We start from the raw sequence: 12,281 nt of genomic DNA, 5'->3' as shown, positions 1-12,281 counted from the left end.
ATCCGGTCCTCGGGCATGGTCAGGGGCTGGGCCGCGGCCCCAAGCCGACCTCGGTCAGGATGAAATCGGCAATGGCCGGCGTGTCGTTCAGATCGAAGACCGGACGGTCCAGATCCAGCGGCGTGTCGCTGGCCACCGCGCGGATCGTCGGATCGTCGGCGGCGATCAGCGGGTTTCTGGGCTGGGCGCGAAAGGCCTCGACCTTGGGGTGGCGCGCGCGCTTGTAACCCTCGACCAACACCAGATCGACCGGGGACAGACGCGCCAGAAGGTCGTCCAACGGCGGCTCGGGCGCGCCGCGCAGCTCTTGCATCAAGGCGATGCGGCGGCTGGATGCCAGCAGGACCTCGGACGCCCCGGCGGTTCGGTGACGGTGGCTGTCGGTGCCCGGCTGGTCCACGTCAACCGCGTGGTGAGCGTGTTTGACGGTCGAGACACTGAACCCGCGTCCGGTGATCTCAGCCACTAGCCGCTCCATCAATCCGGTCTTGCCCGCATTCTTCCAGCCGGTAACGCCATAGACCTTCATGCCCGCTCCAACAGTTGCTGCGCCCGGATCAGATCTTGTGGCGTGTTGACGTTGAAGAACGGATCGAAAGGATCGGCCGAAAACAGCGCCTCGCGCCCGTCATGGCGGTCGGTCCACAGAACCACCTTGCGCAACCCGTCCGTCAGGGCCGCGCGCAGGTCGTCGCGCAGAGCCACGGGCCACAGGCCAAAGGTCGGGTGCCGGTTGACCCGGCGGCCACCGCCGGATTTCAGCGCCTCGTCACCGGTGCGCGGCGTGGTGGCCAGAACCAGCGGATGAGCCTGCCCCTGCGCCGCCAGCACTAGCCGGTCGACCAGATCGCGCGGGAAGAACGGCGTGTCGGCGGCAGCGGTGACGATACAATCAGCGCCCTGCCCCGCCGCCCAATCCAACCCGGCCAGCACACCCGCCAAGGGACCAGCGTAACCCGCGATGCTGTCCGGCAGGACCGGCAGGCCAAGATCAGCAAAGCGTGCCGGATCGCCATTGGCGTTCAGCGCCAGCCCGGCCACCTGCGGCACCAGCCGGTCGGTCACATGCGCCAACAAGCTTTGCCCACCCAGTTGCAACAACCCCTTGTCGCCGCCGCCCATCCGCGTGGCCAGACCCCCCGCCAGTATGACGCCGAGGGGGCGTGATGCTTCAACTCCCATTGGCACTTTTCCTTCGGTGCTTCGGGTCCTCGACCGGCACGCTGGCCGGGTCCGCGTCGCGCAGCAGCCGGTCCTCGCCCGACAGGCACACAAAGCGCTGGCCGCGCATCCGGCCGATCAGGGTCAGGCCGACCTCGCGCGCGATTTCGACGCCCCAGGCCGTAAAGCCCGATCGCGAGGCCAGAACCGGGATGCCCATCATCGCCGTCTTGATCACCATCTCCGAGGTCAGCCGCCCGGTGGTGTACAGGATCTTGTCGCCGGCCGCCTCGCCTTCGGACAGCATCCAGCCGGCGATCTTGTCCACCGCGTTGTGGCGGCCCACGTCCTCCATATAGACCAGCGGGCGACTCTCGCGACACAGAACCGTGCCGTGGATCGCCCCGGCCTGCAGGTACAGCGATGGCGTGCGGTTGATCTTGGCCGCCAGATCATACAGCCACGAGGTGCGCACCTGAACCTGCGGCAGGCGCACGCCTTCCAGCCCCTCCATCATGTCGCCGAACACCGTGCCCACCGCGCAGCCGCTGGTGCGGGTCTTTTTCTTCAGCTTGTCCTCGTACGAGGTTTCGCGGGCGGTGCGCACCACCACGGTTTCCAGATCGTCATCGTAATCGACGCGCGTGATCTCGTCATCGGGGCGCAACATGCCCTGGTTGCGCAAAAATCCAAGAGCCAGATATTCGGGGTAATCGCCGATGGTCATTGCGGTCACGATCTCTTGCGAATTGAGGAAGATCGTCAGCGGGCGCTCTTCGACAACCGAGATGCGGCTGACCTCGCCATTCTGGTCCACCCCCTCGACCGCGCGGGTCAACCGCGCCGCGCCCGGATCGGGGGCGATGATGTATTCCGACAGATCGACTTCAGTGGCCAATTGCAACCCTCTCTCTGACCCGCTACTGCTGCGCAGACCACCATAGGATCTAGCCATGGCAACCTCCACATCCAAGTCATACTATTGGCAGGGTTTTCGCGACGGGACCCCGTTCGTCTTCGTGGCGGTGCCCTTCGGCACTCTGTTCGGCGTCTTCGCGACCGAGGCCGGGCTGAACATCGTGCAGACCATGGCCTTTACCTCGACCGTGTTCGCCGGCGCCGCGCAATTCGCCGCCCTGCAACTGCTGCAGGACGGAACACCCACCGCGATCATCCTGATCTCGGCCCTGGCGGTGAATCTGCGGATGGCGATGTACTCGGCCTCGCTGACGCCCTATCTGGGTGCGGCGCCGCTGTGGCAACGCGCCTTCGCCGCCTATCTGACGGTGGACCAGTCCTATGCCTGCTCGATCGTGCAGTTCGAGAAGGAACCCGGCATGACCGTCGCCCAGCGCATGGCGTATTTCGTCGGCTCGGTCACGCCGATCACGCCGCTTTGGATACTGGCCACCTATCTGGGCGCGGTTCTGGGCACGCGAATTCCCGAAAGCTGGGCGTTGGATTTCGCTCTGCCGATCACCTTTCTGGCGATGATCGGCCCGATGATGCGCACCCCGGCTCATGTGGTCGCCGCGCTGGTGGCCATCATCGTGTCGCTACTGTGCGCAGGGGTGCCGTACAATCTGGGCCTGCTGATCGCAGGGTGCGCGGGCATGGTGGCCGGGGCGCAGGCCGAGGTGATGCTGGAACGTAGAAAGGCCCTGCCATGAGCGCGCCCGATCCGATCACCATCTGGACCATCATCCTCGGGCTGGCAATCGGCAGCTACGGCTTGCGTTTCGTCTTCATCGGCCTGATCGGAGACCGGCCGATGCCGCCTTGGCTGCTGCGGCATCTGCGCTATACCGCGGCGGCAATTCTGCCGGCGCTGATTGCGCCGCTGGTGGTCTGGCCGACCGCAACGGGTGGCCAGCCCGACCTGCCCCGAATGTCGGCCGCGGTGGTCGCGCTGAGCGTGGGCCTGATCACCCGAAACGTGTTGGCCGCGATCTTTGCCGGGGCCGGCACGCTGTACGGGATGCTCTACCTACTGGGCTGAGGCCGTCTCAAGCTGGTTGAGCAGCGCATTGTTCGCGGCCAACCCGGCCTGCAGATCGGCGCTGTCATTTTCCCGGTATTCCGTCGTGACGACCCCGGGAATCTGTCCGAACTGATCGGACAGCTTGACCGGATAGAAAGTGGTCTTGATCTGTTCGAACCCCGGCACCTGCTGCAGCAGCCGCGCGGCCGAGTGGGCGCAGTAGGCCCCCGGAACCGGACCCAACTGTTTGGCCACTTGATAGGCGATCTCGGCCTGCTGGGGCGTCACCTGGATGGTCTGGATGCGCGCATAATGCGTCTCACGCGCGTGCGAACTGCGATAGGCGCGCTCGACCGCGGGGGTGATGCCATAAAGAACGTCATCCTTGATCGGCACCACATCGGCACGGAATGACCCGGCCGGGTCGAAGATCACCCGCTCGCTGGCGCTGATCATCAGCGACGTGTGCGCTCCGGCCCCCGTGCGCGTGTTGATCATCGTGTACAGGGTCAAGGTCGGCGGACCCGGATCGCGGTACGACCGCGCCACGATCTCGGCCGGATCGGCCTGAGGGCGTTGCGAGCCAGTACAGCCCGCCACCGCAACCGCCAGCAGGGAGGCGATCAGAATCCGCAACATGCCGATCTTTTCTGGATCAGGCCGCGAAGATCGCGAGGAACAGAAGAACGAAGAAGATCACCGCCACCGACCAGGTGGTGAACTTGACGAAACCGTTGAAAGTTTTGCTCTGTTCGGTGATGTCCATCTCGCCGTGCTTGTAGTCAGCCATGTGTCCAAGAATCCCAATTCGCGTGTTTGCCCGATTGGATAAATGATATTTTCGGCCGTGTCACGACGTCAATCGCGCGCAGTTAGACCATCTTGATCCTGCCCCGGCGGTTCTCCGGCAAATATCGAACAGTCCGGGTAGCCAAACCCCCAGCGCCACGGCAGTCCGGTGCAGGGCCCGCCGCCGAAACGCACCGCCATATACATCGCCTCGGCCGTGATCGACATGGCCGAAATCACCTGTTGGGGCGTCATGTCATAGCGGGCGGCATAGTCTTGGGCCTGAGCGGCCCCGAAATCCTTGACGCATTGGCGCAAGGCCCGGTCGGCGGCGAGGCGCGCGTCATAGCTGGCCTCGGGCGTCACCGCCCCGCCCGCATCGTGATAGGCACGGTCATGTGTCACGCAGCAGGATTCCCACGGCGGGTGTGCCTCGTAGACCGCGGCGAAGCTGGGAAAAGTGTCCGCGACCAATCGCCAGCTGGCCGACATACCGCCCGAACAGCCGTCGCTTTCGAACGGCGTCAGCGAATGACCCACCGATTGAGAGATCAAGGCCCGGTGCGCCGGCAGTTCCACACTGCGGATCACGTCTTGCGCGGCAACGGGCAGAGCTAGGCAGGCCAGAAGCGGCCACAGCTTACGGGCTTTCATCGCGCATCGCCTCGGTATCGACCGACAGGCCAAAGGTCGTGGCCAACCACAGCAGCAGCCGCTCGCCAGGTTCCATTTCGGCGCGGACACGCAGCACCTCACGCGCCATGGCAGGGCGGTCGGTGATCAGACCATCGACTCCCATCGAGGCCATCGACGACATCTGCAGCGGGTCATTCACCGTCCAAACATAGATATCCTTGCCTGCATCATGGACCGAGCGGATCAGCCCGGGCGTGACCATCCCGGCATTCACCGCGACGAAATCGCCCTCCAGCCCGGTCAGATCGCCCACCGCCGTGGCGGCCAGAACGCCGGCGCGCCAGTCCGGGCGCAGCGCCTTCATCTTCTGCACCGCCGGGTATTTGAGCGACATGGTGGCGATGTCCTGCTCCATCCCAAATTCTTCGACGATGGCGGCCACGCGGTTTTCCAGGTCCACGTCATGGCCATAGTATTTCAGTTCGATGATGACCTTGGATTTACCATTCGCAGCTTGAAGAACCTCGCGCAGGGTCGGAGTGCGCTGATCGGCATATTCAGGCCCGAACCAACTGCCGATGTCGATCTGCGCCACATCCTCTATCGTAGCATCCCAGACCTTCAGATTGACCCCGCCCAGCTTCATGAAGTCGCTGTCATGGGCCACGATCACCTCGCCGTCGGCGCTTTCCTGTACGTCGATCTCGACCCAGTCGGCCCCGTCTTCGATAGCCTTCAGGACCGAGGCCATCGTGTTTTCCGGCCGCAGCGCCGCCGCGCCCCGGTGGCCGATCACGTCGGCATGATCGGGCGCCGATACCCGGTCCAGCACGTCCTGGCTGAACCAGATACCGGCCAGCAGGGCGGCGACGGCGGCGGTGACGGTCACCAAAACCGGGGCACGCAGGTTTCCGGCTTCGGGATGAGGAAGCTCTGCCGCCCGCGGTTCAAAAAACGCATCCAGCAGAACCGCCAGCGCGCCCAGCGCCACCGCCGCCAGCACCAATCCGGCCAGAGACCACAGCCCGGCCACCAGCAGGCTGAGCGTCAGGGCAAACCGCAGGTTCGTGCCCTGTTCGAGAGGTACAAGGTGGAACAACAGGCTGGCCACGGCGGCAATCAGCGCGGCGATCGCCAAACGTACGACCAGCCACAGCGCCAGGTCGATCTTCAACCGGCCGCGCTTGCCCTCCATTCGCCGGGCGCTTTCGGCAAAGGCCCCTGAAGGGGCAACGCCCTCGAACAACACCAGATGCAGGGCCAGCGCCCACGCCGACAGGCGGCGGATCAGCACCCAAGCCAACGCCAGCACCACGAGTCCGATCAGCGCGACGGCTACCCGGAAAGCGGGCGGGTGGAAGGTCAAGTAATAGTTGATGTCGTATTCGGTCAGCGTCCACCACGCGATCAGGCCCGCGACCGCCACGAAGGGCACCGCCAGGACAAGAACGCGCAGAATGAAGCGCACCGCGAAGGAAAACAGCGACGGCAGGCGCGACAGGATCAGCCGCAAGGCCGACCCGCCCGCCCGCCATGGGTCACTGTCGCCGATCCTGAGCGATCCGGCCATGACCGAAAAGACGAACACCTCGGCCAGCAGGAACAGGCCCAGAATGACCACCGCCGCCACGAAACCAACCGGCGACAGGATGAACATCGCGATGTCCTGATCGGTCAGCGCTGTTTGATCGGACATCATCACCGCCAGGTTCACGGTGAAAGCGACACCGGGTGCGATCAGCGCGATCAGCAGCAGCCGCACCGCCAGATAGATGGGGACAAAGGTCCGGCGCCGGGCCCACGCCCCGCGATAGGCTTCTGTTACGGTTGAGAAATGTGACACGCCGGCCCCCTTCGAATGCTGAATTCATTCAAGGCCGCGCAGATGCGAATTGCAAGCGTGACGCTCAGCCTTCCTCTAGCTTGGCCGCCAGGCGGAAGCCGATGCGGGTGGCGGGCTTGTCCTCGACCGTTTTGGGCAGGGCGCGCAGCATGACGTTCAGCTGGCTGACATGCTGCACCAGCTGGGTGCGTGCGCCCGAACCGTCCGAGCCGTAGAAAGTGATCACGTCGGGGTCGAAATATCCCATCCCCTCGATCCGCATCACACCGGCGTCACCGCCGGTAAAGCCCATGGCGACCTCGTGATCGGCATCCAGCGTTTCTTCGAAATTCTGGATGTACAGGATCAGCCGCTCATACGCCCACTGGGCGGGGCTTTTGCTGTCGACCGGCTGGCGCAGGGGTTCGGGCAGATCCTTGGTGCCCGACGTGCTGTCCGGGTCGGCATGCACCTCATAAAACCGGGGTAGAGCCGCCGCTTCGGCGGCCTCGGCCGAGGTTTCGATCTTGTCCTGCATCGTCTCAACCATTGCGCTGATACACCCATGCGCCGTCCTCACGGCGCGCCCGGGTCACGGCTCCAGTGTGATAAAGATGGTTCAGATGCGCAACCGCCTCGACCAGAGCAAGACCGTATTCACCTTCACGGATGGAACGTTTGAACAGGGGCACAAAACAGTCCGACGCCGCCTTGGGCGCGTTCAGATCGTCCAGCAGGCGTGCAAGAGCGCTGTGATGGTTCTCGATTAGTTGTTTCATGCGGATCGGCAGGCCGACAAAGGGCAGCTTGTGCCCCGGCAACACCAACTGATCGGGCCGCGCCAACTGTTGCAGGCGCTCGCAGGCTTCCAGCCAGTCAGCCACCGGGTCGGCCATCGGTTCGGTGGCATAGACGCCCAGGTTCGGGCTAATCGAGCTGAGGATCTGGTCGCCCGAGATCACCAGATTGTCGTCGCGGCTCCAGAACGTGGCGTGTTCGGGGGCATGGCCATTGCCCATATGCACGTCCCAATCACGCCCGCCCATGCGGATCACGTCGCCCTGCTTGATGCGGAGAAAGCCCAGAGGCATCGGATAAACCGTGTCGGCAAAATTGAAAGGCCGCTCGGACATGCGCTTGGCCAGGATCTCGGGGGCCATGCCGGCGCTGCGGTAGAACTCCAGCGTCTCTTCCGGCCAGTTCTCCTGCACGTCCAGCGTCAGCATTCGCGCGAACAGCCATGCGGTACGGCTCGAAACCAGATCGGCGCCATGCTCCGACTGGAACCATCCGGCATTTCCGACGTGGTCAGGGTGGTGATGCGTAACCACCACCCGGATCACCGGCTTGCCCGCAAGCGGCCCGGCCATAAGGTCGGACCACAGGCCGCGCGTCTTTTTCGATGAAATCCCGGTGTCGATCACCGTCCAGCCATCGCCGTCATCCAGAGCGTAGACGTTAACGTGGTCCAGCGCCATCGGCAGCGGCAGGCGCATCCACAGCACGCCCTCGGCGATTTCGGTGGCCTGTCCGGGCGCGGGCGGCTCGGGCCAGGGATGGCGAAACGCCGGAGGCCGCGCGCCGTCCATCACGCGGCCAGTTCGTCAGAGCTGAGCGCGAACAGGTCATTGGCTCCGATCTGCACCTGATCCAGCAGGCCAGCGTATTCCGGCAGGCGCGCGGTGATGTAGTACCGCGCCAGCTTGGCGCGCGGACCATCCGGATCGGCCAAAGCGGCGATCAGGTGGAAATGCGCGCCCAGCACGCGAGCAAAGGCGTTCAGATAGGCCACGGCCCCGGCAAAGCGGTTGTTCATGTCCTCTTGCGCCACCAGCCACTCGGTCGCCTCGCGTAGGGATTCGGTCGCCTCCCATACCGGGCCGGCCAGCTCGGGCACGGTGGCGCGGGCGCGCTCGGCGTGATCTTCGATCTCGTCCAACAGGCGGGCGGCGGCTTCGCCCCCGTCCATCATCTTGCGGCCAACAAGGTCCATGGCCTGAATGCCGTTGGTACCCTCGTAGATCGCGGTCACGCGGACATCGCGGTAGTACTGCGCGGCGCCGGTTTCCTCGATATATCCCATGCCGCCATGCACCTGAACGCCGGTTTCTGCCACGCGCATGCCGGTCTGGGTGCCGAACGCCTTGCAGATCGGGGTCAGCAGGGCCGCCCGCGCGGCCCAGTCGGCGTTGCCGGTGGCCTTGGCCATGTCGATGGCCGCGGCATTGGCCAGCATGATCGCACGGGCGGCGAACAGGTCGGCCCGCATGTCCATCAGCATCCGGCGCACATCGGCATGATCGATGATCGTGCCCGAAGGCGTCTTGCCCTGCTTGCGTTCCAGAGCATAGGCCAGCGCGTGCTGATAGGCGCCCTCGGCCGCGCCCACGCCCTGACCGCCGACGCCGAGGCGCGCGTTGTTCATCATCGTGAACATGGCGGCCATGCCCTTGTGTTCCTGGCCCACCAGCCAGCCCTTGGCGCCGTCATACTGCATCACGCAGGTGGGCGAGCCATGCAGGCCCATCTTGTGTTCCAGCGACACCACCTTCAGGTCATTGGCCACGCCCGGATTGCCGTTTTCATCGGGGATGTACTTGGGCACCAGGAACAGGGAAATCCCCTTGGTCCCCGGCGCGCCATCGGGCAGACGGGCCAGAACCAAGTGGCAGACATTCTCGCAGAAGTCATTGTCGCCCCACGAGATGTAGATCTTCTGCCCGGTCACCGAATAGGTGCCATCGCCGTTGGGTTCGGCCCTGGAGGTCAGCGCGCCCACATCCGACCCGGCCTGCGGTTCGGTCAGGTTCATCGTACCCGACCATTCGCCCGACATCAGCTTGGGCAGGTACAGCGCCTTGAGTTCCTCGCTGGCGTGGTGTTCCAGCGCCTCGATCTGACCCTGACTCATCAGCGGGGCCAGTTGCAGCGACAGGCAGGCGGCGCTCATCATCTCGTTCACCGCGGTGGTCACGGTCATGGGCAGGCCCATGCCGCCGTATTCCGGATCACCGCTCATGCCGATCCAACCACCCTCGGCGATGGCTTTCCAGCCATCGGCATAGCCCGGCGAGGTCCGCAGAACCCCGTTTTCCAGCCGCGCGGGGTGCAGATCGCCGGGGCGCTGCAGCGGGGCCATCACCTCTTCGCACATCTTGCCGGCCTCGGTCAGGATGGCGCTGACCACGTCCGGGGTGGCCTCGGCGAATTTCTCGGTCGCGGCGACGTCCTTGAAGCCCACGACGTGGCCCAAAAGAAACTCGTAATCGGAAATAGGCGCGCGATATGGCATGGTTTCCCCCGGAAATCCTGTGTTGGTCGCATTGTCGGGCTTGGCTTCCACGGCCCGCGTCGGTATTCATCCAAGCTTGTTCGATTACCTATCCGTCCGCCTGTTGCAAGCAACCAAAACGCCGCGTCACCAGCCATGAGCTTCCAGAACACGCAGAGTCTGACCGCCGATGCCGCCGGAATCGCCGACGCTGCCGAGTTGCTGCGCCAGGGCCGGCTGGTCGCCTTTCCGACCGAGACGGTCTATGGGCTGGGCGCCGATGCCCGCAACGGCAACGCGGTCGCGGCGATCTATGCCGCCAAGGGCCGGCCCAGCTTCAACCCGCTGATCGCCCATGTCGCCTCAGTCGAGGCGGCGCAGCGCCACGTGGAGTGGTCGGATCAGGCCCAGCAGCTTGCGGATGCCTTCTGGCCCGGCCCACTGACGCTGGTGCTGCCGCTGCGGGCGGGGCACGGGGTGTCGTCGCTGGTGACGGCGGGGCTGGACACGCTGGCCGTTCGGGTGCCGGCCCACCCCACCGCACAGGCGCTGCTGCGCGCGGTCGACGGACCCGTGGCTGCGCCGTCGGCCAACCCATCGGGGCGGATCAGCCCCACCACCGCGGCCCATGTACGCGAAGGTCTGGACGGGCGCATTGCCGCGATCCTGGATGATGGCCCCTGTGCCGTAGGCCTGGAATCGACCATCGTCGGGCTGGCTGGCGCACCGGCCCTGCTGCGCCCGGGCGGTGTCGCCGCCGAGCAGATCGAAGCCGTTCTGGGCACGAAGCTGAGCCATCACAAGCCCGGTGACCTGCTGACCGCACCGGGCCAGTTGCAGTCGCACTACGCCCCGGACGCCGCTGTTCGACTGAACGCCGAACAGCGCCGAGGGGACGAGGTGCTGCTGGGCTTCGGGCCGGTGGCCTGCGATCTGAACCTGTCGGAACGGGGCGACCTGCTCGAGGCTGCCGCGAACCTGTTCGCCTATCTGCACAAACTGGACAAATCCGGGCGTCCGATCGCGGTCAGCCCGATCCCCGGCCACGGCTTGGGCGCCGCAATCAACGACCGCCTGCGCCGCGCCGCCGCCCCGCGCAATTCCTGATCAGGCCCGCCCGGCGCTGGCCGACAGAGTCAGCGGATCGACCCCCAGCGTAGCCAGTGCGGCCTCCCACTTGTCATCGTCGGGCAGATCAAAGACCAGTTTCGAGGTCGCCTCGGCAGTCAGCCAGCCATTCAGGCCGATCTCTTCTTCCAGCTGCCCCGGCCCCCAGCCGGAATAGCCCAACATCAGCATCGCGTTCAGCGGCCCCTTGCCCGCGGCGATATCCTCGAGCACGTCCAGCGTGGCGGTCATGCTGAAATCGCCGGCCACATGCAGCGAATGCAGGTTCGCGTCATAGTCGGAACTGTGCAGAACGAACCCGCGCGACAGCTCGACCGGGCCGCCGAAATGCACGAGGCGCTCGCCCACGATCGGGATCTGACAGGGGATGTTCAACTGGCCCAGCAACGTCTTGACCCGCAGGTCCGACGGCTTGTTCACGATCAGACCCATCGCGCCATCCTCGCCATGGCTGCAGATGTAGACCACCGAGTGGTCAAAGCGGGGATCGCCCATTCCGGGCATCGCGATCAACAGTTTTCCGGTCAGATCCATCGGTTGAAGACTCTTTCTTCGTATTCCCCCACAATGGCCCCGCGTGCCCCGGATTGGCAAGGGATCACGCCAGATTTCGCAGCTTTGCCGCAGGTGACCGGAACGTGACTTGGCAAACCGGGCCACAACACGCATGTATGAACCATGACCAGCATGTTCAAATCCCTTGCCACGATCCTGTCGACCTGCCTTTTTCTGGCCGCGCCGGTCCGGGCGCAGGGCGTGGACGACATCGTGCAACTCGACATCCTGGATGGAGGGCTGTCGCAGGACGGCACCTATCTGGGCGCTCTGCGCCTGCGGCTCGAGGATGGCTGGAAGACCTATTGGCGCGCGCCCGGCGATTCCGGCATTCCCCCTCAGTTCGACTGGGGCCGGTCCGACAATGTCGGCGCGGTGTCCGTCATCTGGCCCGCACCCGAGGTATTCGACCAGAACGGCCTGAAATCGATCGGCTACGCCAGGCAGGTCGTGCTGCCGATCAAGATCACGCCCAAGACCGCTGGCCAGCCGGTTCGGCTGAGGGGCGAGGTCGATCTGGGCGTCTGCAAGGACGTGTGCATTCCGGCCACGCTGGGCTTTGACCACGCGCTGGACGCGGGCGCGCCTCGCAATCCCGCCATTGCAGCGGCATTGGCGCAGAGGCCCTATTCCGCGCGCGAAGCCGGCGTATCGTCCGCCACCTGCCACCTGAAACCCACGGCGGATGGCCTGTCGGTGCAGGTCAGGATCTCGATGCCGCCGGCCGGCGGTGCCGAAGTGGCGGTGATCGAACCGAGCAACCCCGCGCTGTGGGTATCACCGGCCGAAACCACCCGGCAGGGCGGCACCCTGATTGCCTCGGCCGAGGTGGTCAGCGCCGACGGCGGGCCCTTTGCTCTGGACCGGTCCAACCTGCGGATCACGGTTCTGGGCGCGCGCCACGCAGTCGACATCCGCGGCTGCAGCGCCGGTTGACC

At 65.2% G+C, this 12,281-nt stretch carries 15 protein-coding genes; 4 read left to right on the top strand and 11 right to left on the bottom strand.

Going from position 1 to position 12,281, the window contains the following annotated elements; genetic code table 11:
• Positions 1-19: 19 nt before the first annotated feature.
• Genes mobB through AC2FMD_RS10005 form a run of 3 tightly spaced genes read right to left on the bottom strand, consistent with a single transcriptional unit; the run spans position 20 to position 2,116 of the window.
• A complete protein-coding gene (gene mobB, locus AC2FMD_RS10015) occupies positions 20-529 on the bottom strand; it encodes a molybdopterin-guanine dinucleotide biosynthesis protein B (protein WP_496741532.1) in 510 nt (169 codons plus the stop codon).
• On the bottom strand, positions 526-1,182 hold the full coding sequence (gene mobA, locus AC2FMD_RS10010) for a molybdenum cofactor guanylyltransferase MobA (protein ID WP_496741530.1): 657 nt from the start codon (positions 1,180-1,182) through the stop codon (positions 526-528). The genes mobB and mobA overlap by 4 nt, the downstream gene beginning before the upstream one ends.
• On the bottom strand, positions 1,172-2,116 hold the full coding sequence (locus AC2FMD_RS10005; protein WP_496741528.1) for a formate dehydrogenase accessory sulfurtransferase FdhD: 945 nt from the start codon (positions 2,114-2,116) through the stop codon (positions 1,172-1,174). The genes mobA and AC2FMD_RS10005 overlap by 11 nt, the downstream gene beginning before the upstream one ends.
• On the opposite strand from AC2FMD_RS10005, the gene AC2FMD_RS10000 reads away from it, so the two are divergent.
• The gene (locus AC2FMD_RS10000; RefSeq protein WP_496741526.1) at positions 2,115-2,831 is read left to right on the top strand and encodes an AzlC family ABC transporter permease; all 717 of its coding nucleotides are present in this window, start codon (positions 2,115-2,117) and stop codon (positions 2,829-2,831) included. The genes AC2FMD_RS10005 and AC2FMD_RS10000 overlap by 2 nt on opposite strands.
• Entirely contained in the window at positions 2,828-3,160 is a 333-nt protein-coding gene (locus AC2FMD_RS09995) for an AzlD domain-containing protein (RefSeq protein WP_496683035.1), read from the top strand. Before AC2FMD_RS10000 ends, AC2FMD_RS09995 begins: the two co-directional genes overlap by 4 nt.
• Here AC2FMD_RS09995 and AC2FMD_RS09990 read toward each other — a convergent pair.
• The 7 genes from AC2FMD_RS09990 to AC2FMD_RS09960 all read right to left on the bottom strand — a co-directional run bounded on the left by AC2FMD_RS09990 (position 3,149) and on the right by AC2FMD_RS09960 (position 9,681).
• Positions 3,149-3,781, bottom strand: coding sequence for a hypothetical protein (locus AC2FMD_RS09990; protein WP_496687967.1), 633 nt, complete (start codon positions 3,779-3,781; stop codon positions 3,149-3,151). The genes AC2FMD_RS09995 and AC2FMD_RS09990 overlap by 12 nt on opposite strands.
• A 16-nt stretch (positions 3,782-3,797) precedes the next feature.
• Positions 3,798-3,932 (bottom strand): aa3-type cytochrome c oxidase subunit IV, encoded by a 135-nt coding sequence (locus AC2FMD_RS09985; RefSeq protein WP_496683040.1) that lies wholly within the window; start codon positions 3,930-3,932, stop codon positions 3,798-3,800.
• Between the two features lie 68 nt (positions 3,933-4,000).
• Entirely contained in the window at positions 4,001-4,585 is a 585-nt protein-coding gene (locus AC2FMD_RS09980) for a hypothetical protein (protein WP_496741524.1), read from the bottom strand.
• A complete protein-coding gene (locus tag AC2FMD_RS09975) occupies positions 4,572-6,410 on the bottom strand; it encodes a glycerophosphodiester phosphodiesterase family protein (protein WP_496741522.1) in 1,839 nt (612 codons plus the stop codon). Before AC2FMD_RS09975 ends, AC2FMD_RS09980 begins: the two co-directional genes overlap by 14 nt.
• 64 nt (positions 6,411-6,474) lie before the next feature.
• Positions 6,475-6,927, bottom strand: a complete 453-nt coding sequence (locus tag AC2FMD_RS09970) for a DUF6173 family protein (protein ID WP_496741520.1) — start codon at positions 6,925-6,927, stop codon at positions 6,475-6,477.
• Between the two features lie 4 nt (positions 6,928-6,931).
• A complete protein-coding gene (locus AC2FMD_RS09965; RefSeq protein WP_496741518.1) occupies positions 6,932-7,978 on the bottom strand; it encodes an MBL fold metallo-hydrolase in 1,047 nt (348 codons plus the stop codon).
• Positions 7,978-9,681 (bottom strand): acyl-CoA dehydrogenase, encoded by a 1,704-nt coding sequence (locus tag AC2FMD_RS09960; protein ID WP_496711624.1) that lies wholly within the window; start codon positions 9,679-9,681, stop codon positions 7,978-7,980. The genes AC2FMD_RS09965 and AC2FMD_RS09960 overlap by 1 nt, the downstream gene beginning before the upstream one ends.
• A 135-nt stretch (positions 9,682-9,816) precedes the next feature.
• On the opposite strand from AC2FMD_RS09960, the gene AC2FMD_RS09955 reads away from it, so the two are divergent.
• The gene (locus tag AC2FMD_RS09955; protein WP_496727579.1) at positions 9,817-10,767 is read left to right on the top strand and encodes an L-threonylcarbamoyladenylate synthase; all 951 of its coding nucleotides are present in this window, start codon (positions 9,817-9,819) and stop codon (positions 10,765-10,767) included.
• Here the strand turns inward: AC2FMD_RS09955 and AC2FMD_RS09950 are convergent, their stop codons facing one another.
• A complete protein-coding gene (locus AC2FMD_RS09950) occupies positions 10,768-11,322 on the bottom strand; it encodes a YqgE/AlgH family protein (RefSeq protein ID WP_490359821.1) in 555 nt (184 codons plus the stop codon).
• Between the two features lie 144 nt (positions 11,323-11,466).
• Here AC2FMD_RS09950 and AC2FMD_RS09945 point away from each other — a divergent pair, with 144 nt between their 5' ends.
• Positions 11,467-12,279 (top strand): protein-disulfide reductase DsbD domain-containing protein, encoded by an 813-nt coding sequence (locus AC2FMD_RS09945; RefSeq protein WP_496683057.1) that lies wholly within the window; start codon positions 11,467-11,469, stop codon positions 12,277-12,279.
• Positions 12,280-12,281: the final 2 nt, after the last annotated feature.

This window comes from Ruegeria sp. BHSC276 (genome assembly GCF_059612945.1).
This window is presented reverse-complemented; position numbering and strand designations above follow the sequence as displayed.

Bases quoted from the DNA above. Each gene is read 5' to 3' on its own strand.
- mobB (WP_496741532.1), bottom strand. From the start codon at position 529: ATGAAGGTCTATGGCGTTACCGGCTGGAAGAATGCGGGCAAGACCGGA.
- mobA (WP_496741530.1), bottom strand. From the start codon at position 1,182: ATGGGAGTTGAAGCATCACGCCCCCTCGGCGTCATACTGGCGGGGGGT.
- AC2FMD_RS10000 (WP_496741526.1), top strand. From the start codon at position 2,115: ATGGCAACCTCCACATCCAAGTCATACTATTGGCAGGGTTTTCGCGAC.
- AC2FMD_RS10005 (WP_496741528.1), bottom strand. From the start codon at position 2,116: ATGGCTAGATCCTATGGTGGTCTGCGCAGCAGTAGCGGGTCAGAGAGA.
- AC2FMD_RS09995 (WP_496683035.1), top strand. From the start codon at position 2,828: ATGAGCGCGCCCGATCCGATCACCATCTGGACCATCATCCTCGGGCTG.
- AC2FMD_RS09990 (WP_496687967.1), bottom strand. From the start codon at position 3,781: ATGTTGCGGATTCTGATCGCCTCCCTGCTGGCGGTTGCGGTGGCGGGC.
- AC2FMD_RS09985 (WP_496683040.1), bottom strand. From the start codon at position 3,932: ATGGCTGACTACAAGCACGGCGAGATGGACATCACCGAACAGAGCAAA.
- AC2FMD_RS09980 (WP_496741524.1), bottom strand. From the start codon at position 4,585: ATGAAAGCCCGTAAGCTGTGGCCGCTTCTGGCCTGCCTAGCTCTGCCC.
- AC2FMD_RS09970 (WP_496741520.1), bottom strand. From the start codon at position 6,927: ATGCAGGACAAGATCGAAACCTCGGCCGAGGCCGCCGAAGCGGCGGCT.
- AC2FMD_RS09965 (WP_496741518.1), bottom strand. From the start codon at position 7,978: ATGGACGGCGCGCGGCCTCCGGCGTTTCGCCATCCCTGGCCCGAGCCG.
- AC2FMD_RS09960 (WP_496711624.1), bottom strand. From the start codon at position 9,681: ATGCCATATCGCGCGCCTATTTCCGATTACGAGTTTCTTTTGGGCCAC.
- AC2FMD_RS09955 (WP_496727579.1), top strand. From the start codon at position 9,817: ATGAGCTTCCAGAACACGCAGAGTCTGACCGCCGATGCCGCCGGAATC.
- AC2FMD_RS09950 (WP_490359821.1), bottom strand. From the start codon at position 11,322: ATGGATCTGACCGGAAAACTGTTGATCGCGATGCCCGGAATGGGCGAT.
- AC2FMD_RS09945 (WP_496683057.1), top strand. From the start codon at position 11,467: ATGACCAGCATGTTCAAATCCCTTGCCACGATCCTGTCGACCTGCCTT.